The following is an 18,546-nucleotide window of genomic DNA, read 5'->3' as shown; positions in this document are numbered from 1 at the left end:
ACATCTTTCCTAATAAGCCTCTTAGGATCAATGTGCAAAATCTTCGATGCACAATGGTTGAACATCTACAGGGTTGCGATGTGCAACAAGTTTGGTATCAAGCGGCCTGATATAAGCGCCAATCTTTTCTCCAATTCGAAACAGTGTTCCGATGAACGCCCGTGATGCTTACAATTTCGGTGTTCTTCTTGTCTTGTGCAAACAGCTCGAATACTTGTCGCTTCCGTGGGTCCTCGGTTGTTCTGCGATCCTCAACCACAGGGCAGATTTCTGACAAACTCCAGTCGATCATGGCATGTGGCATGTAACTGGATACAACGTATTCAGCCACTCGCCCATCCTGCACGAACAGTTGTATCGGTTTCGTGTTACCCCTGTCTCGTATCGCTGTCCTAGTTACCGCTTGCAAGCTAGGCTCCAGAAATCTGGTAACCATGAATCCTTGGCGAAATACGCGATCATACTTTACGGCCAAAAACTCTAGTGCACGCTCGTCCGATGGTGATGGGTTCCCACCAAACAGGAGGATCGCATCAGTTTCACCCTGATACTCGTTCAAGCCTCGACTGTCGATTGAACAGTGGTGTACGGACCCTTTGGATAGCCACCTGAAGCTTGCCCACTTATTGCAGAACAGCAGCGGAACTCCAGTAGCCCGCTGGAGGGCAGCTTTGAGAATTACATCAATCACTAGAAGCTCGCCCTGCTTCTGCTCGCCAGTGGTGCCACTCTCACAAGCCGTCACTGTTACCGCCGCCTTGCTGTAAATGCGTCCCTTTGGCATGAAGGGGTAAATTGTGATTGGCGAGGCGTAGCCTTCAAACTCAGGCGTGAAGTCCGACCTTTCATAAGTGAACCCGTGCACCTGAGCGAAGTCATCAAACAGGCTGCCCTCAACTGTGGCCGCAAGAACGTGCACTTCTTCCGCCGCTGCAAATGCGCTCCAGCACGTTGACTCAACTACTGCTCGGACATACCTATTCCCATTAGCCATCTCAGTATCGATGAACACTGGATGCTCATCCTTCAGGCATTCATAAATGCGGGCTCCTTCGCTGCTCAACATCGACGTGCGTTCAGCCCCTGCTGAAACTGCCTTAAAGGTCGCTAATGCTGTTTCAATCGCGTCAGCACAACCTTCTCGAATGTGGAGGCGTCCATCCCGCTCCTCGACGTTCACGAACAGCTGGGCCAGCTCCGAAGGCTCGAATGGGTATGCTGGAAAGTCGGCTACGACAGGTAGCTCATCGACAACAAACACCCAGCCCGAGAGCAAGTCAGGTTTTGCCGAGAAAATGCTCTGATGAGTCGTGATCACCAGTTCGTTTGGCTTCTCACGCAAGGTCTGGTTTAGCTCGGAGCTAACATGATCGAAGGTGTTGGAGTTGATAACTTGGTAGGGCGTCCCCATAGGTAAGCGATCAATGAAGCTATCGGTCAGGGTGAGAGTAGGGAGTGCAAGAACAATGGAGCGTCCCGCAGAAAGCAAAGACGGAATCTGGCTAATGAGTGCTTGTGTTTTGCCCGCTCCTGGAGCGGATACAGCGGTATGAATTACTTTATTTAGGGCGATACTGGTCATCTTCATTTCTCCTTTTCAGTTCATGTCATAGGCATTCCTCTCGGGTATTGCCGGTTTGGTTTGGTAAATCGCAGACACAAAAAAGCCCCATCTAAAACGCTGCATGAACAGTGTTCGTGTGAGGCTATTCGAGTTGTCGATCTGTCCGTTGAGACAAGCGACATCATACACTTTCTAGATAATAAGTCAATCCCGCTATTGACTTCTTCAACTGGCTGGCTTTTCAGAAAACCTACTTTCGGAGCGAGAAAGGCCCTTTGCTTAGTTTAGGCAACATGTACGCCCATAAATACTGGGTGTAACGGCAGTGGGTGTCCAAGTAGTGGCAAATCTGATGCATGTTTTACCGAAGTTAATTGCCGGTATCCGAAGGTTTTTTTCCGTGCCTAAACGTCAATGTTGGGCACTGACGTGCTAGTCAGTCGCCCAGTTAGTTATCGTTGGTTGGTCAGGCGATGTGCTGTAGAGCTTCTGCCATCGCTTTCAGTGGCGCTCTACTGCCATAGACGCCGAATGTCACCGCACTGTCTTCATGGCCAACGATCCGTTTGATCAGCGAGTCTTGCACGCCAGCATCTCGTAGTTCATCTATCAGTGTGTGGCGAAAAGAGTGAAAGGTCTTCTTTGGGTCGGTAATCCCTCGTTTTGTCTTGTAGCGTCCGAACCATTTTGAAACGGCATGGCCAAGCTTTCCCCGTACTGGCTCAAGCTCAGGGAACAACCGGTCTATCCCGCTGGCCTTGATCGACTCAACATGCCGCAGCAGGCCAAGTTCGAACAACGCGGGGTGGAGGGGCAGCAAGCGTCGGCTGCTGGAGTTCTTCAGGTTCTGGCCTTCGCTGCTGTCATCAATCCGAATGCATTGAATTCCCTGTTGCTGGATGAAGTCATCGACGCGCAGCTGACACAACTCTTCCAATCTTGCACCCGTGTAGCGGCCCAGCAATGGTATCCAGTACCGCCAAGGGTATTTATGAGACTCCGCCTTAAGTCCATCCAGATTGAGCAGGGTCGTCAGGTCGTGTTGTTCAAATGAAAGTCGTGCGTCCTTGGCTGATCCTGTCTTTACCTTCAGACCTGCTAATGGATTGTCCGCGATGTAGCCATTGGCCTTGCACCAGTTGAGAAAGGCAGAGAGTTTGCGTAGCCGGTTGTTCACCGTTACCGCAGAGATCGTCTTGTATGTGCTAGCTGATTCGACAACCTGTCGCAGGGTCTTACCTTCGAACTCGGGGCGTAGGCCAAAGTATTGAGGGCATCGGCTCAGCCGTTCCTTCAGTAGTCGGGCTTGCTGGGTATCGAAGTCTTCGGCGGGCATGTCACCCATCAACTCGAATAAATCGCGTAGAGCGCGCTCCACCTCGAAGGTGCTGACAGTTCGCCACGTGCTGCCACGTTTGCCTTCTTCTATATAGAGCTTCGACAGACTAGACAGTGTTGGGCCATTAGCGGCCGATCTCGTTGGCTTGGCTATGGCTTGGTGTGAGCTGCGTATTGAGAACGGGGTAGGGCACGTATCTCTCCATCCAGTGCAAAGCCTACGCAGCGTTGGGATGTCTGCCAGAGGGTGTTCGGATAGATGTCCGTGTACCTGCTGGGCAAGGGAAGCAGCGAGGAACAAGGCGCTCTGACGCTCGCGAATGTTCAAGCTCAAACGCAATGTGTGACAGCGTGGGAACAGATGTTTTGGAAGGCGGAGATTCAAGTAATAGCAGGCGCCGCGACGGACAATGTAGGTCATGTGTGACACTCGTGTGTGACAGCAATGTGTGACAGTGCTGGCTACACCCCGAGTTTTTGACGTCTTTCAGTGGTGTGTTCCGCACCTGATTCCAAGTGCGAGAGTCCCCGAGCAAAACCCCGTCAGCCCAGACGCAGTGAGCCTTTCAGCGAACTGCGAAGCATGCTTGCATGCCACCTCGGTCAGGCCTGGAAGGGAGCAGCCGCAGCGGTGACATTGTGTGCCGGGGTGTGGCTGGTGGGGTTGCCTCCATAACGCCTTCTGTCGGTCCTCGACGAATATTCTGAATATCCCCCCTGTTTTGATTCGGTTCTGGCTTTTTCGCCAGTCGCTCGTTTCATTTCCCCAATCGCTCCTGCAACAACTGCGCAAACGCGTCCCGTGCGGTGTGGCGTTGTATTTCCTTGTTCCAGACAAAACGAATGTCGATCGGCTGCAGGTCGGCGAAGCGATAGCGCGCCAGGCCAGCGGACAGGGTGTAGCGCTCGAGCACGCCTTCCGGGGCCAGGGTCATGCCGGCGCCGGCGCTGACGCAATCGATGATGGTGCCCCAGCTGGCATAGCCGATGAGGGTCGCTGTCACGTCGTGGGCGTTCAGCCAGTGCTCCAGGGCGCGACGGTAAGGGCAGTCGCCGGGCCACATGAACAAGGTCTGGCCCTGCAGGTCTTGCGGGTTCAGCACGGGCGTGGCCTCGGCGCTGGTGACCAGCACCAGTGGCTCGTTGTAGAGGGCGGTGCGCTGCAGTTTCGGGGGGATGGTGTCGACCGCGACCAGGGCGCCGTCGATCCGGTGGTGTTGCAGTTCTTCGAACAGTTGCGACCAGGTGCCGGTGACCAGCTCCAGGGTGACTTGTGGAAAGCGCTGGTGGAATTCCGCCAGCAGTGGCGGCAAGCGCCCGCCGGCGCAGGATTCGATAGCGCCGATGCGCAGGACGCCGCTGGGCTCGGCCTTGCGGTCGACGGCGCGCTTGGCTTCGTCCACCAGCGCCAGGATGCGCTCGCTGTAGCCGAGAAAGATTTCCCCGTCGGGGCTGATCTTCAGCCCGCGGCCGGCGCGAATAAACAGGTGGGTGCCCAGCTCGCTTTCCAGTTGCTTGAGGCGGTTGGTGATGTTGGAAGGCACGCAATGCAGTTGCTCGGCTGCCCGGGCAATGCTGCCGGTACGGGCCACGGCTTTCACCATCTTCAGTTGGCTCAGTTCCATTGCTCATTTCCAGTGAGGTGTTGGCTCAGTATCCGTTAATTGTGGTGAGTTGTGGCGGGCGAGAGACTGCAGGCCTTCCTTGTGCTGCTGAGTGCCTGTCTCTTGAACGTCTCACCTCTGAAGCTGGTTTTGGCGACCGCCGCGGTCATTTTGTGCTGGGCCTATTCGCCGGTGGGTATCCACATCGGGCTGGAAGGCTACGAGCCTGGTCATCTGGCGTTGCTGCGCTTTCTGATTGCCTCACTGTTCATGGGTGCCATTGCGCTGGTGAAAAGAATCTCCCTGCCGCACTGGCGGGATTTGCCCTGGTTGCTGGTGCTGGGCTTTTTTGCCATCGCCCTGCATCACGTCAGCCTCAATTACGGTCAGCAGGGTTTGAGTGCGGGGGCTTCCAGTGTGCTGGCGCAATCGGCGCCGATTTTCAGCACCCTGATTGCGTTTTTCTGGTTGAAGGAGTCGGTCAGCGGCTGGCGCTGGGGTTGCGTGGGGTTGGGCTTGCTCGGGGCGGTCGTCGTGGTGTGGGGCGACCAGGGCGTGGCGTCGATCAGGCCCCAGGGGTTGCTGGTGCTGCTGGCCGCTTTCTCCTGGGGTTTGTACTTCGTTTTGCAGCGGCGCTATTCGGGGCGTTACGACCTGCTGACCACCGTTTGCTACATGGTCTGGGCCGGCACCTTGCTGTTGAGCCTGTATTGGCCGGGGCTGGCGGTCGCGGTGGTCCAGGCGCCGTGGCGGGTGAACCTGGCGGTGGTGCTGCTGGGGCTGTTTCCCAGCGCGCTGGCGTATTTGGCGTGGGCTTATGTATTGGCGCGGGTCGAGGTCAGCCGGGCGTCCATCGCCATGTACCTGATACCGCCAATCGCCATGCTTTTGGCGGCGCTGGTCCTGCATGAGCGAGTACATGGCGCGGTGATCCTGGGGGCGGCGATCGTGCTCGGCAGTGTGATGGCGATGCAGCTGGAGGGGCGCTGGGCGCGGCGCCGCTCCATGCTGCCGGGTGTGGTCGGCAAGGCTCCCGTTCACTCCGGGGCGGGGCAAAACACCCTCAGCCGATGCCCGTCGGGGTCCAGGACGACGAAGGTATAGCCGAAGTCCAGGCTGGTCGGAGGCTGGGCGATGCTTACACCGGATTCGGCCCATTGGCCGTGCAACAGATCGACGGCTTGAGTATCGGCCACGGCCAGGGCCAGTTCGCCGCCACCGCCGGTGACCTGGGCGGCGGGCTCGACATCGTGCCTGGCCCAAAGGCCGAGCTTGAGCCCCGAGTCGAGTACGAACAGGGTGAAGGCCGGCGATAACGCGACCGGTGGCCTGTCCAGCAGGCGGCTGTAAAAGTTGGCGCTGGTGGCGGGGCTGTCGACGTAAAGCAGAAGGTAAGTGCTGGTAGCGATCATCTGGACTCCTGGGAAGGTTGGGCTGTGCGCCAGCTTAAGGGGCGCCGCTGTCAGTTCCTGTCAGGAGTCGCCTGGCGGAAATAAAGAGGAGGCAGACTATCGGCTTCGATAAGTCTGCCTCCTCTTCGTGTTGCTCGGCTCTAAGGCTTGGACAAGGCCAGGTCTACCGCTGCTATCAGCTTTCCCAGGTCCTTCGGGGTGGCTTTGTGAATGACACCGAACAGATACGCCCGCTGTTCGTCTTCGTCGCCCAGATCTGCGAAAAAGGCTTTCAGCTTCACCCCGAGTACATCGGCCAGCAGGAACAGGGCTTCCACACTGGGGGTGTAGGTGCCGGTTTCGAAGCGGCTGATGGTTTTAGGGTCAAAACCGGTTTTTTCGCCTAGTTCAGCCTGAGTAAGCCCCGCTACCTTGCGGTAACGCCTGATGGCTGGACCCAAACTTGAAATTTGCATCGCTCAATTCCCATTTAGAATCAAGAACTTAACGATAAATCTTTGCATTAGGCAACGCCATGATTCATCACCTTGCCTTGCAAAATGTGATGCAATTCGTAGAATCGACGCTTCGGACAGGCATTTGGTGATCTAGTTTCAGAAGATGAACTGATGAAACAAGAACTCATTGCATTTTTCCTTGTTCACCAGAATCGAGGGTATGGCGCAGGCGCGAGCATCTCGCTGATGGTTGCCAGTGTCCCACCCGCCAAATTCGGCTGATCCATAACTGATTTTAGTTGATCTTCGTCGATTCGAAGGTCAACCCCGATGTCAGTCGCTTTACGGTTGCAATTTGTGTCAGGTGGGGCGAGACGGTGCGCCATTTCCGCGGGTCGGCCTTTTGCCGGCTTGTCTGGCTGGCATTGTCGAAGGCTGTCTATGGAGTTCTAACGTGCGTCTGAATGTGCCGGTCACCTCTGTTAAGCAGATATTTTCGGACCAGCAGCCCAGGCCTGCCTGGTGTTGCGAAAGCAGTGAGGATGAACGCCCAAACATCTCTTCCGGGCCTTGTGCCTTGGTCGAGCGGTTAAACCGCTAGCGACAGTGAGCCAGACTCATGGATGAGAAATATCGCAGGGCCGTGGATGCCGCCGCCATTTTTTCCGAGACCGACCTGACCGGCCGGATTACCTACGTCAACGACCAGTTCTGTTCGATTTCCGGCTACAGCCGTGAAGAGCTGCTGGGCGCCAATCACCGGATCCTTGGTTCCGGCCTGCACCCTCCCGAATTTTTCAGCACCATGTGGCGCACCATTGCCCTGGGCCAGGTGTGGAAAGGCGAGATCTGCAACCGGGCCAAGGACGGAACCTTGTATTGGGTCGACAGCACCGTCGTGCCCTTGCTCGACGAGGCCACGGGGCGGGTCCAGCGCTATGTGGCGATCCGTTTTGATATCAGCGAAAAACGCCAGCTGCTGCACTCGCTGCAATGGCGGGTCGGCCATGACGTGCTGACCGGCTTGCCCAACCGTTCCTTTCTATCCGACCTGCTCAACCAGGCACTGGATTACTCGCGCAGGGAAAACATCGCGCTAGCGGTATGCATGCTTGATCTCGACGGCTTCAAGGCCGTCAACGATGGCTATGGGCATGCCAGCGGCGACCTGCTGCTGGTGGAGGTGGCGACGCGCCTGCGCTCGATCATTCGCGGCGAAGACGTGGTGGCGCGGCTGGCTGGCGACGAGTTCGTGCTGATCCTGCGCCATGTGCGTGATATTCGTGAGCTGCGGGCAGCGCTGCACCGAGTGCTGGGGGTGATCGCCACGCCGTACCTGATCCAGGACAAGGAGATCAACGTCTGCGCCAGCATCGGCGTGACGCTGTTTCCCGCCGACAACGATGATGCCGACACCTTGCTGCGGCATGCCGACCAGGCGATGTATGTGGCCAAGCAGAGCGGGCGCAATCGCTTTCACTTGTTCGATGTGTCGCGGGACCGCGAGGTCAAGGCTACCCACCAGACCGTCGAGCGGGTCAGGCAGGCAATGGCGGCCGGCGAGCTGTGCCTGCATTTCCAGCCCAAGGTCAATATGCGCAGCGGCGAGGTGGTTGGTTTCGAGGCGTTGCTGCGCTGGCAGCATCCGCAGCGTGGCATGGTCGCACCTCGGGAGTTCCTGCCGCTGGTGGAGGAGACCGACCTGATCGTCGATATCGGCGAGTGGGTGATGGAGCAGGTCATGGCGCAGTTGCGGCAATGGCAACTGGCCGGGCAGCGCTGGCCGATCAGCGTCAATATCGCCGCGCGGCATTTCCAGCGAGCGGATTTCGTCGATCGGCTCAAGGCGGTGCTCGAGCGCCATCCGCAGATTGCCCCGCAACTGCTGGACCTGGAAATCGTCGAGGCGGTGGCGGTGGAGAATATCCAGCACGTCAGCGCTTGCCTCGAGGCCTGCCAGGCGCTGGGGGTGCAGTTTTCGCTGGGGGATTTTGGCACCGGGCATTCTTCGCTGAGTTACCTCAAGCGCTTGCGCACCCAGACCATCAAGATCGATCGCATGTTTGTGCGCGACATGCTGCACGACAAGGGCGACCTGGCGTTGACCCAGGCCTTGATCGGCCTGGCCCGGGCGTTTGACCGCCAGGTGGTGGCCGAGGGCCTGGAAACCATGGAGCACGGCGAGCTGCTGATGTCGCTGGGGTGCGATGTGGCGCAAGGCTATTTCATTGCCCCACCCATGCCGGCCGCCGAGGTGCCGGGCTGGGTGGCGACCTTCCTACCGCCGCTGGAATGGTGTCCGCAGGACCAGGTCGGCTGATACCTAAGGTGCCTCGTAGCTCTGCGGGGCGCTCTCGGTCGGCCTGCGGCCGGTGTACAGGCCGATGATGTCGTCGATCTCCCCCGACATTTTCATCCGCAACAGGGTGCGCAGCACTCGCTGTACCGGCAGCGCCGGATCGTTGCGGACGACGCAGCCGACCGCCTGTTCCTGCAGGACGGCCACGCCGTGCAACTGCTGTTCCGGTGGTAGCGTCTGATTGAACCAGTCCAGCGTCCATTGGTTGCTCACCGCGTAGCGGTAGCGGCCGGCCCAGAGTTTTTGCAGCACCTGTTCCTGGTTACGGGCGTCGTCGCGGACCAACTGGCGGCTGTCGAACAAGGGTTGCAGCGAGGGGTAGGTGTAGCTGAGGACGGTGCCGATGGGCTGCGTCGGCAAGTCTTTGGGCATGAGCGGCAGCGCATGTCGCTCGCGGCTGACAAGCAAGTCGCGCTGGACGAACAGCGGAACGCTCCAGAGGTAGTCGCCGGGCTGGTCGGGCAGCCAGGATTGGGCGGCGTAGCAACGGATATCGATCTCGCCATGGTCCATGGCCGCCTGGACGCGGGCCCGGGCCAGGACATGAAACTCGGCGGGGCTGCCGACCTGGGTGGCGAGGCTGGCCATCATGTCGTGGAGAATGCCCTGGTTGGGCCGGCCGCGTTCGATCTGTACCACGGGCATGGCCCAGCTGTCGGGGACCGAGAAGCGCAGGGCGGGTTCTGCGGCATAACCATTCATGACCACCAGCAGAAAGGCGCCCAAGGCTAAACGCATAGAGTCTCCTGCGGGAAAAGGCCACCGACGGGCCTTGCTCAGAGCAGCTTAGCCAGATTAGACGAGCGCACCGGATGCAATTTCGCCCTTGCTCCGCTAGCATTACGGGCTTCCGCTTCCCAGTCGCGACGGTTTTCGATGAGTTATCAGGTTCTTGCACGTAAATGGCGTCCGCGCTCGTTTCGCGAAATGGTCGGCCAGACCCATGTGCTCAAGGCTCTGATCAATGCCTTGGACAGCCAGCGGCTGCACCATGCCTATTTGTTTACCGGCACCCGCGGGGTGGGCAAGACCACCATCGCGCGGATCATTGCCAAATGCCTGAACTGTGAAACAGGTATCACCTCCACGCCTTGTGGCACCTGCTCGGTATGCCGCGAGATCGATGAGGGGCGCTTCGTCGACCTGATCGAGATCGACGCCGCGAGCCGGACCAAGGTCGAGGACACCCGCGAGCTGCTGGACAACGTGCAGTACGCGCCGAGCCGCGGGCGCTTCAAGGTCTACCTGATCGACGAAGTGCACATGCTGTCCAGCCACTCGTTCAACGCCTTGTTGAAGACCCTGGAAGAGCCGCCGCCCTACGTCAAATTCATTCTGGCGACCACTGACCCGCAGAAACTTCCTGCAACGATTCTTTCGCGTTGCCTGCAGTTCTCCCTGAAGAACATGACTCCGGAGCGAGTGGTCGAGCACCTGAGCCATGTGCTGAGCGTCGAGAACGTGCCGTTCGAAGACGACGCGCTGTGGCTATTGGGCCGCGCCGCCGATGGCTCGATGCGTGACGCCATGAGCCTCACCGACCAGGCCATTGCCTTCGGTGAAGGCAAGGTCATGGCCGCCGATGTGCGCGCGATGCTCGGCACGCTCGATCACGGCCAGGTCTACGACGTCTTGCACGCGCTGATCAACGGCGATGCCAAGGCCCTGCTGGAGGCCGTGCGCCACCTTGCCGAACAAGGGCCGGACTGGAATGGCGTGCTCTCGGAGATTCTCAATGTCTTGCACCGCGTGGCCATTGCCCAGGCCTTGCCGGACGGTGTCGACAACGGGCATGGCGACCGCGACCGGGTACTCGCCCTGGCCCAGGCGTTGCCGGCCGAAGATGTGCAGTTTTATTACCAGATGGGCCTGATCGGCCGGCGCGACTTGCCGCTGGCGCCAGATCCTCGGGGCGGTTTCGAGATGGTCCTGCTGCGAATGCTGGCCTTCCGGCCAGCGGATTCGGCAGATGCGCCGAGACAGCCGCTAAAGCCAGTGGGGATCAGCCAGGCCACAGTTGATTCCGCCCAATCCGTGGCTGGCGCAGCCGTTGCTGCACCGGTAAGTATTGCCGCCGCGCCAGCCGTGGCTCCGGTGGTCGAGGCTGCTCCTGCGGTTGCTCCTGTCGCGGCACCTGTTCCCGCTGCGCCCGTGGCGCCTGTGCCGCAACCGCTGGCCGAGGTGCCCCAGCCGGCGCCTGTCGCCGCCGAAGAGGTGATCGACCTGCCGTGGAACGACCCGGTTGAGCCGGTCGTCGAGCAGCAGCCGGCCGTCGAGCCAGTGCTGGAGACCGCGGCAGAGCAGCCTGAGCTGCCCCCGATGCCGACACCGACGCCGGACAGCGTGGTGCCGGATGCGCCGGAATGGGTCAGCGCCCCGGTGCCGGAACCCAGCGTCGCCGAGGTCGATGCGGCGACACCGGGCATCGACCTGGACGACGAACCGCCGCTGGACGAAGACTACATCGAGCCGGACATGGATTCGGCCTACAGCTATCTGGACGAACTGGCCAGTGAGCATGCCGCCGATCCCGAGCCGGAACCCGAGCCACTGCCGGCTGCCCAACCGGCCACCGGCCTGGCCCTGGAGTGGCTGGAGCTGTTCCCGAAACTGCCGATTTCCGGGATGACGGCGAGCATCGCTGCCAACTGCACCTTGATCGCCGCCGATGTCGACAATTGGTTGCTGCACCTGGACCCGGCTCATAGCGCCTTGTTCAACGCGACCCAGCAGCGGCGCCTGAATGACGCCTTGAACCAGTATCACCAGCGCACGCTGACGGTGAGCATCGAGCTGATCAAGCCCGAGCAGGAAACCCCTGCCCAGGCCGCTTCGCGCCGCCGGGCCAATCGCCAGCGCGAAGCCGAGGAGTCGATCCACGGCGATCCGTTCATCCAGCAGATGGTGCGGGAGTTCGGTGCGGTGGTCCGTCACGATACTATTGAACCTGTCGAGGCCCTGGCCAGCCAGGGTTAATAACTGAAGGGCGCCGGGCCTTGAGGCCGGGCGCTGTTTTTATCCAAGTACTTTGAGGTGATTCCCATGATGAAAGGTGGCATGGCCGGCCTGATGAAGCAGGCGCAGCAGATGCAGGAAAAAATGGCCAAGATGCAGGAAGAGCTGGCCAACGCCGAAGTCACCGGCAAGGCCGGTGGCGATATGGTCACCGTGGTCATGACCGGTCGTCACGACATCAAGCGCGTGAGCATCGACCCAAGCCTGCTCGAAGGCGTCAGCGAAGATGACCGCGAAGTGCTGGAAGATCTGTTCGCCGCCGCCGTCAACGACGCCGTGCGCAAGATCGAAGCCAACAGCCAGGACAAAATGTCCGGCATGACCGCTGGCATGCAACTGCCACCGGGTATGAAACTGCCGTTCTGATTCGCGCCAGCGCATCGGTAGGACTCAAAAATGCCAGGCATCGCGCCTGGCATTTTTGTTTGTGCTGCCTGTAGCCGCTGCTCCAGGCTGCGATCGAGCGCGCAGCGGTCATCATTCAGGCGATGGGGGCTGGCTGGATGATTGCGCTTGCCGTGCAATCGATCGCAGCCGCGGCAGCGGCGTGGGAAGAGAAACATCGAACGCCGAGCGCTATACGATGGTCTGCACTCTGTATGGCCTGATTCAATTCTCGATAAGGAGTCGCTCTGATGTCGCAAGCATTGATCCTCAACCAGCGCATTGTTCTGGCCTCCCGACCCCAGGGCGCGCCCGTGCCGGAGAATTTCCGCCTGGAGCGGGTGGCGCTACCGGACCTGGCGGACGGCCAGGTGCTGCTCAAGACTCTTTACCTGTCGCTGGACCCCTATATGCGGGGGCGCATGAGCGATGCGCCGTCCTACGCCGCTCCGGTGCAAATCAACGATGTGATGACCGGCGGCGCGGTCAGCCGGGTCGAGCGCTCGCTGCATCCGAAATTCCAGGAGGGCGATCTGGTGGTGGGCACCACCGGGTGGCAAAGCCACAGCATTTCCGACGGTCGCAACCTGATGCCGGTGCCAGCGGGTTTGCCCAGCCCTTCGATGGCCCTGGGCGTGCTGGGCATGCCCGGCATGACCGCCTATTTAGGGCTGATGGACATCGGCCAGCCCAAGGCCGGGGAAACCCTGGTAGTGGCCGCGGCGTCGGGCGCCGTCGGTTCGGTGGTGGGGCAAGTGGCGAAGATCAAGGGCTTGCGCGTGGTTGGCGTGGCGGGCAGTGCCGAAAAGTGCCGCTATGTGGTCGAGGAGCTGGGATTCGACGCGTGTGTCAACCATCACAGCCCGGACTTTGCCGACGAATTGGCACAGGCCTGTTTCAGCGGTGTGGACATCTACTTTGAAAACGTCGGCGGCACGGTGTTCGACGCGGTGTTGCCATTGCTCAACCCCAAGGCGCGTATTCCGCTGTGCGGGCTGATCGCTCAGTACAATGCCCAGGAACTGCCGCCGGGGCCCGATCGCCTGCCACTGTTGCAGCGCCAGCTGTTGACCAAGCGCGTGCGCATCCAGGGGTTTATCGTGTTCGACGACTATGGCGACCGGCAACCGGAGTTTGTCAGCGCCATGGCGCCCTGGGTGCTGCAAGGCAAGGTCAAGTTCAAGGAGGATGTGGTCGACGGCCTGGAGCGCGCGCCGCAGGCCTTCATCGGGCTGCTGGAGGGGCGCAACTTCGGCAAGCTGGTGGTGCGGCTCGCCCCGGACTGAGCATTTGACGCTAATCGGAGGCGCGGGTATAAACCGCGTCTCGTCGTTTTGTCGGACTTTCTACCCATGAGCTTCAGCCCCCTGATTCGCCAACTGATCGATGCCCTGCGCACTTTGCCAGGCGTGGGTCAGAAAACCGCCCAGCGCATGGCCTTGCAGCTGCTGGAGCGCGACCGCAGCGGCGGTACGCGGTTGGCCCAGGCGTTGAGCCAGGCCATGGAAGGCGTGGGGCACTGCCGCCTGTGTCGTACCCTGACCGAGGACGACCTGTGCCCGCAATGCGCCGATCCGCGCCGTGACGACACATTGCTGTGCGTGGTCGAGGGGCCGATGGACGTCTACGCGGTGGAGCAGACCGGTTATCGCGGTCGTTACTTCGTGCTCAAGGGCCACTTGTCGCCTCTCGACGGCTTGGGGCCGGAGGCCATCGGCATTCCCCAGTTACTGGCGCGGATCGAGGAGCAGGGCAGTTTCACCGAGGTGATCCTAGCCACCAACCCGACGGTGGAAGGCGAGGCGACCGCCCATTACATTGCCCAGCTATTGACCAACAAAGGCCTGATCACCTCGCGTATCGCCCATGGCGTGCCCTTGGGAGGCGAGTTGGAGCTGGTGGACGGCGGCACCCTGGCGCATTCCTTTGCCGGGCGCAAACCGATCTCCCTGTAAGCGTTTCGGCCCGCTTCAGTCGTTGCAGGCAAGCTCGGTCCAAGGGCTTGCTCTCTAATTGCGTTCCATCGCCTGAACGCGGCCTCTCTTGAAAACCAAGCAAGCGCTAGGTAAGTTTCCTCAACCTTCAGAGGAGCTTGCCGATGTCTGCCTGCCAGGAATACTTCGACCCTAGCCATCAGTTGGTCCGCGACAGCGTTCGACGCTTCGTCGAGCGGGAAATCCTCCCGGACATCGATCAGTGGGAGGAGGCGCAAGGCTTTCCCCGCGAGCTGTACCTCAAGGCCGGCGCGGCCGGCATCCTCGGTATCGGTTATCCCGAGGCCCTGGGGGGCAGCCATGAGGGCGATCTGTTCGCCAAGATCGCCGCCAGCGAGGAATTGATGCGCTGTGGCTCCGGTGGCCTGGTGGCGGGCCTGGGCTCGCTGGACATCGGTTTGCCGCCGGTCGTCAAATGGGCGCGGCCCGAGATTCGCCAGCGGGTGGTGCCGCAGGTACTGGCAGGGGAGAAGATCAGCGCCCTGGCGGTCACCGAGCCCGGCGGCGGTTCGGACGTGGCCAACCTGCAGACCCGGGCAGTGCGCGATGGCGATTTTTATCGTGTCAGCGGCAGCAAGACCTTTATCACCAGTGGCGTGCGCGCCGATTTCTATACGGTGGCGGTGCGTACCGGCGAGCCAGGTTTCGCCGGCATCAGCCTGCTGCTGATCGACAAGGGCACGCCAGGGTTCACCGTCGGCCGGCAACTGAAGAAAATGGGCTGGTGGGCGTCCGATACCGCCGAGCTGTCTTTTGACGATTGCCGGGTACCGGCCAACCAGTTGATCGGCGTCGAAAACATGGGGTTTGCCTGCATCATGGGCAACTTCCAGAGCGAGCGCCTGGCGCTGGCCCTGATGGCCAACATGACCGCGCAGCTGGCGCTGGAGGAGAGCCTTAAGTGGGCCCGTGAGCGTGAGGCCTTCGGCAAGCCCATCGGCAAGTTCCAGGTCATCAAGCATCGGTTGGCGGAGATGGCGACGGCGCTGGAGGTGTCCCGCGAGTTCACCTATCGCCAGGCCGCGAAAATGGCGGCGGGCCAGAGCGTGATCAAGGAGATTTCCATGGCCAAGAACTTCGCCACCGACACCGCCGACCGCATCACCCACGATGCCGTGCAAATTCTCGGGGGGCTTGGCTATATGCGTGAGAGCCTGGTGGAGCGGCTGTATCGCGACAACCGTATCCTGTCCATCGGCGGCGGCACCCGGGAAGTGATGAACGAAATCATCAGCAAGCAGATGGGGCTCTAGGCCGGCAGAAGGCGTGGGGCGCTATCTCTGTAGAAGCGAAGCTTGCTCGCGATGGCGCCGGCCCGACAACCCAAGTGGCGGCGATTTAACGCTCGCTCAGCGAGAACTGGGTCAGGCAGAAGGTGGGAATGCCCATGTCTTGCAGGCGTTGCGAGCCGCCTAGCTCAGGCAAGTCGATGATGGCGGCGGCTTCGTAGACTTTGGCCCCCATGCGGCGCACCAGATTGGCTGCGGCGATCAGGGTGCCACCGGTGGCGATCAGGTCATCGAACATCAGCACCGAATCACCTTCGCACAGGCTGTCGGCATGAGCTTCGAGAAAGGCTTCGCCGTATTCGGTCTGATAGCCTTCGGCAAGCACGTCGGCGGGCAGTTTGCCTTGCTTGCGGAACAGGATCAGCGGTTTGTTCAATTGGTAGGCAATGATCGAACCGATCAGGAAACCGCGCGCATCCATGGCGCCGATGTGGCTGAAATCTTCTTCGACATAACGCTGGGCAAAGGTGTCGGCGACCAGGCGCAAGGCCTTGGGCGACTGGAACAGGGGAGTGATGTCACGGAAGATCACGCCCGGCTTGGGGAAGTCGATGACGGGGCGGATCAGGGATTTGATGTCGAAGGAGTCGAAGGCCATCGTGGCGGTGTCCTGGCGGGCATGAAGTGGAGCGCGCCAGTATAGCCCCGACCGAGCCGCTTGGCTCGGGCGGGGGCTCTGCCTCAGCCTTCCAGAGAGCCGCCGGCGAGGGCGCACAGCTGGATCGGGTCGAGAATGTGCACCTCTTTGCCTTCAGCGGCGATCAGCGCGTTCTGCTGGAAGCGGGTAAATACCCGGGACACGGTTTCCACCGCCAGGCCCAGGTAATTGCCGATTTCGTTGCGCGACATGCTCAAGCGGAACTGATTGGCCGAGAAGCCGCGAGCGCGGAAGCGCGCCGACAGGTTGACCAGGAAGGTGGCGATACGCTCGTCGGCGGTCTTTTTCGACAGCAGCAGCATCATCTGCTGGTCGTCGCGGATCTCGCGGCTCATCACCCGCATCAGTTGGCGTCGCAGTTGTGGCAACTGCAGGGCCAGCTCGTCGAGGCGTTCGAAGGGGATTTCACAAACCGACGTGGTTTCCAGGGCCTGGGCGGAGACCGGGTGGATCTCGGTGTCCATGCCGGACAGGCCGACCAGCTCGCTAGGCAGGTGGAAACCGGTGATCTGTTCTTCGCCGCCGTCGCTGAGACTGAAAGTCTTCAGGGCACCGGAGCGCACTGCATAGACGGAGTCGAAGGCGTCGCCCTGGCGAAACAGGAATTCGCCTTTTTTCAGTGGGCGGCCGCGTTTAACGATTTCGTCCAGCGCATCCATGTCTTCCAGATTCAGAGAAAGTGGCAGGCAGAGGGGGGCCAGGCTGCAATCCTTGCAATGGGCCTGGTTGTGAGCGCGCAGTTTTACTGGCTCGGACATTCAATAGAATCCTTGTGGGAAAACACACATAAGCCGTAAGGGTAACTCACGGGAGGAGGTTCCGGCCAGTCCGTGCCGTATTGGCGCTTAGTCGTAAAGGTGTCCGTTTGTGATCTCCAGGCCACTGCGGAAAGGCTGCGCTCGTGCAATCCGTTCAAGGTATTTCCAGCGCTGGCCATTACTTGCGCTCGCCGATTGTCTCGGCGTCAAGTATCAGGCTTGCCTGGGTTCTATCGCTGACGACAGTCTTTGCCGGATGCCTGCGACAAGTTGTCGCGCGCGGCGTTCGGTTTCCTGCTTGTTGCGCGTTAGATGACCCGAGAAAAACGCTGTCGATTCTGCTGCTCCAGATAAGTGTCAAACACCATGCACACCGAACGTACCAGCAGGCGCCCGGCCGGCAGGACTTCGATGCCCTCGTTGTTCAGCTTGATCAGTCCGTCTTCGGCCATGGCTTGCAGTTGCGGCCATAGTTCGCCGAAGTAACCACGAAAATCGATATTGAACTGTTGCTCGATGGCCTCGAAGTCGAGGCTGAAATTACAGATCAACTGCTGGATCACCGCGCGTCTGATGCGGTCGTCCTGATTGCACACCAGGCCGCGGCTGGTAGCCAGTTGTGCGCCGCCCAGCAGGTTCTGGTACTGGTTCAGGTCACTGCTGTTCTGGCAGTACAGATCGCCGATCTGGCTGATGGCCGAGACGCCCAGGCCGATCAGGTCGCAATGGCCATGAGTGGTGTAGCCCTGGAAGTTGCGCTGCAGGGTCGACTCTTCCTGGGCAATCGCCAGTTCGTCGTCGGGCAGGGCGAAATGATCCATGCCGATATAGCGATAACCCGCGGCGGTCAGTTGCTCGATGGTGCGTTGCAGCATCTGCAGCTTTTCCGCTGGGGCCGGCAGTTCCTGGCTGTTGATCCGTCGTTGCGGCATGAAGCGTTCTGGCAGATGCGCGTAGTTGAATACCGAGAGCCGGTCCGGCTGCAGGTTGATGACTTCCTCGACCGTGCGGGCGAAGTTGTCCGGCGTCTGCTTTGGCAGGCCGTAGATCAGGTCGATGTTGATCGAACGAAATTGCAGGGTGCGCGCTGCTTCGATCACTGCGCGCGTTTCCTCCAGGCTCTGCAGGCGATTGACCGCGCGCTGCACCGCCGGGTCGAGGTCCTGCAGGCCGATGCTGACGCGATTGAACCCCAGCTCGCGCAGCAGGCCCATGGTCGACCAGTCGGCTTCGCGCGGGTCGATCTCGATGCCGTAGTCGCCCGAGTCGTCGTCCAGCAGGTTGAAATGCTGGCGCAGATGGCCCATCAGTTGTCGCAGTTCGTCATGGCTGAGAAAGGTCGGGGTGCCGCCGCCGAAATGCAGTTGCTCGACCTTCTGGCCGGGGTCGAGATGACAGGCGATCAGCTGGATTTCCTGCTCCAGGCGTTGCAGGTAGGGCAGGGCGCGGCCGCGGTCCTTGGTGATGACTTTGTTGCAGGCGCAGTAGTAGCAGATGTTCGCGCAGAACGGTACATGCACATATAGCGACAGCGGACGCAGCGCCTTGCGGCTTTCGCGCAGGGCGTGGAGCAAGTCGAAAGTGCCCACCTGGCTGTGGAATTGCACAGCGGTCGGGTAGGAGGTGTAGCGTGGTCCCGCCAGGTCGTAACGGCGGATCAGATCGGTATCCCAACGAATGGCGTCGAGCATGCGGGAATTCCCCCGGTAGGCTGGCAGTGTCAGCGAGTCTAGG

General features: G+C 60.3%; 16 protein-coding genes. 7 read left to right on the top strand and 9 right to left on the bottom strand.

What is annotated here, in order from left to right:
• Window positions 1–97 precede the first annotated feature (97 nt).
• The 3 genes from BLV20_RS15830 to BLV20_RS15820 form a co-directional block, all read right to left on the bottom strand.
• Complete coding sequence (locus BLV20_RS15830; protein ID WP_092303178.1) at window positions 98–1,582, bottom strand: helix-turn-helix domain-containing protein; 1,485 nt, start codon at window positions 1,580–1,582, stop codon at window positions 98–100.
• A 448-nt stretch (window positions 1,583–2,030) separates the two neighbouring features.
• Window positions 2,031–3,323: a site-specific integrase gene (locus tag BLV20_RS15825; protein WP_092302970.1), complete on the bottom strand. Its 1,293-nt coding sequence runs from the start codon at window positions 3,321–3,323 to the stop codon at window positions 2,031–2,033.
• A gap of 337 nt (window positions 3,324–3,660) precedes the next feature.
• Window positions 3,661–4,527 carry a LysR family transcriptional regulator gene (locus BLV20_RS15820; protein ID WP_092302968.1) on the bottom strand — a complete coding sequence of 289 codons (867 nt, stop codon included), beginning with the start codon at window positions 4,525–4,527 and terminating at the stop codon, window positions 3,661–3,663.
• Between the two features lie 102 nt (window positions 4,528–4,629).
• Here BLV20_RS15820 and BLV20_RS15815 point away from each other — a divergent pair, with 102 nt between their 5' ends.
• Entirely contained in the window at window positions 4,630–5,610 is a 981-nt protein-coding gene (locus BLV20_RS15815; RefSeq protein ID WP_092303174.1) for a DMT family transporter, read from the top strand.
• Here the strand turns inward: BLV20_RS15815 and BLV20_RS15810 are convergent.
• Window positions 5,544–5,918 (bottom strand): VOC family protein, encoded by a 375-nt coding sequence (locus tag BLV20_RS15810; RefSeq protein ID WP_175540208.1) that lies wholly within the window; start codon window positions 5,916–5,918, stop codon window positions 5,544–5,546. The genes BLV20_RS15815 and BLV20_RS15810 overlap by 67 nt on opposite strands.
• Window positions 5,919–6,058: 140 nt before the next feature.
• The gene (locus tag BLV20_RS15805) at window positions 6,059–6,373 is read right to left on the bottom strand and encodes a helix-turn-helix domain-containing protein (RefSeq protein WP_007922376.1); all 315 of its coding nucleotides are present in this window, start codon (window positions 6,371–6,373) and stop codon (window positions 6,059–6,061) included.
• Between the two features lie 601 nt (window positions 6,374–6,974).
• On the opposite strand from BLV20_RS15805, the gene BLV20_RS15800 reads away from it, so the two are divergent.
• The gene (locus tag BLV20_RS15800; protein ID WP_092302966.1) at window positions 6,975–8,675 is read left to right on the top strand and encodes a putative bifunctional diguanylate cyclase/phosphodiesterase; all 1,701 of its coding nucleotides are present in this window, start codon (window positions 6,975–6,977) and stop codon (window positions 8,673–8,675) included.
• Between the two features lie 3 nt (window positions 8,676–8,678).
• Here BLV20_RS15800 and BLV20_RS15795 read toward each other — a convergent pair whose 3' ends face one another.
• On the bottom strand, window positions 8,679–9,452 hold the full coding sequence (locus tag BLV20_RS15795) for a substrate-binding periplasmic protein (protein ID WP_092302964.1): 774 nt from the start codon (window positions 9,450–9,452) through the stop codon (window positions 8,679–8,681).
• Window positions 9,453–9,590: 138 nt separating this feature from the next.
• On the opposite strand from BLV20_RS15795, the gene dnaX reads away from it, so the two are divergent.
• The 5 genes from dnaX to BLV20_RS15770 all read left to right on the top strand — a co-directional run bounded on the left by dnaX (window position 9,591) and on the right by BLV20_RS15770 (window position 15,360).
• Window positions 9,591–11,690 (top strand): DNA polymerase III subunit gamma/tau, encoded by a 2,100-nt coding sequence (gene dnaX, locus BLV20_RS15790; RefSeq protein WP_092302961.1) that lies wholly within the window; start codon window positions 9,591–9,593, stop codon window positions 11,688–11,690.
• Window positions 11,691–11,756: 66 nt separating this feature from the next.
• The gene (locus BLV20_RS15785) at window positions 11,757–12,095 is read left to right on the top strand and encodes a YbaB/EbfC family nucleoid-associated protein (RefSeq protein ID WP_009047931.1); all 339 of its coding nucleotides are present in this window, start codon (window positions 11,757–11,759) and stop codon (window positions 12,093–12,095) included.
• Window positions 12,096–12,364: 269 nt separating this feature from the next.
• Window positions 12,365–13,399, top strand: a complete 1,035-nt coding sequence (locus tag BLV20_RS15780; protein WP_092302959.1) for an NADP-dependent oxidoreductase — start codon at window positions 12,365–12,367, stop codon at window positions 13,397–13,399.
• Between the two features lie 66 nt (window positions 13,400–13,465).
• On the top strand, window positions 13,466–14,068 hold the full coding sequence (gene recR, locus BLV20_RS15775; protein WP_009047933.1) for a recombination mediator RecR: 603 nt from the start codon (window positions 13,466–13,468) through the stop codon (window positions 14,066–14,068).
• A 143-nt stretch (window positions 14,069–14,211) separates the two neighbouring features.
• Window positions 14,212–15,360 (top strand): acyl-CoA dehydrogenase family protein, encoded by a 1,149-nt coding sequence (locus BLV20_RS15770; RefSeq protein WP_092302957.1) that lies wholly within the window; start codon window positions 14,212–14,214, stop codon window positions 15,358–15,360.
• A gap of 85 nt (window positions 15,361–15,445) precedes the next feature.
• On the opposite strand, the gene BLV20_RS15765 is transcribed toward BLV20_RS15770, so the two are convergent.
• From BLV20_RS15765 to hemN, 3 genes are all read right to left on the bottom strand, one after another.
• The gene (locus BLV20_RS15765) at window positions 15,446–15,994 is read right to left on the bottom strand and encodes an adenine phosphoribosyltransferase (RefSeq protein ID WP_092302955.1); all 549 of its coding nucleotides are present in this window, start codon (window positions 15,992–15,994) and stop codon (window positions 15,446–15,448) included.
• 83 nt (window positions 15,995–16,077) lie between these two features.
• Complete coding sequence (gene fnr / locus BLV20_RS15760) at window positions 16,078–16,812, bottom strand: fumarate/nitrate reduction transcriptional regulator Fnr (protein WP_009042954.1); 735 nt, start codon at window positions 16,810–16,812, stop codon at window positions 16,078–16,080.
• 308 nt (window positions 16,813–17,120) lie between these two features.
• On the bottom strand, window positions 17,121–18,503 hold the full coding sequence (gene hemN / locus BLV20_RS15755) for an oxygen-independent coproporphyrinogen III oxidase (RefSeq protein ID WP_092302953.1): 1,383 nt from the start codon (window positions 18,501–18,503) through the stop codon (window positions 17,121–17,123).
• Between the last annotated feature and the right edge of the window lie 43 nt (window positions 18,504–18,546).

Source organism: Pseudomonas sp. NFIX28 (assembly GCF_900107395.1).
Taxonomy (GTDB): domain Bacteria; phylum Pseudomonadota; class Gammaproteobacteria; order Pseudomonadales; family Pseudomonadaceae; genus Aquipseudomonas.
Note: the sequence above shows the minus strand (reverse complement) of the source record. Positions and strands in the feature narration are given on the sequence as shown.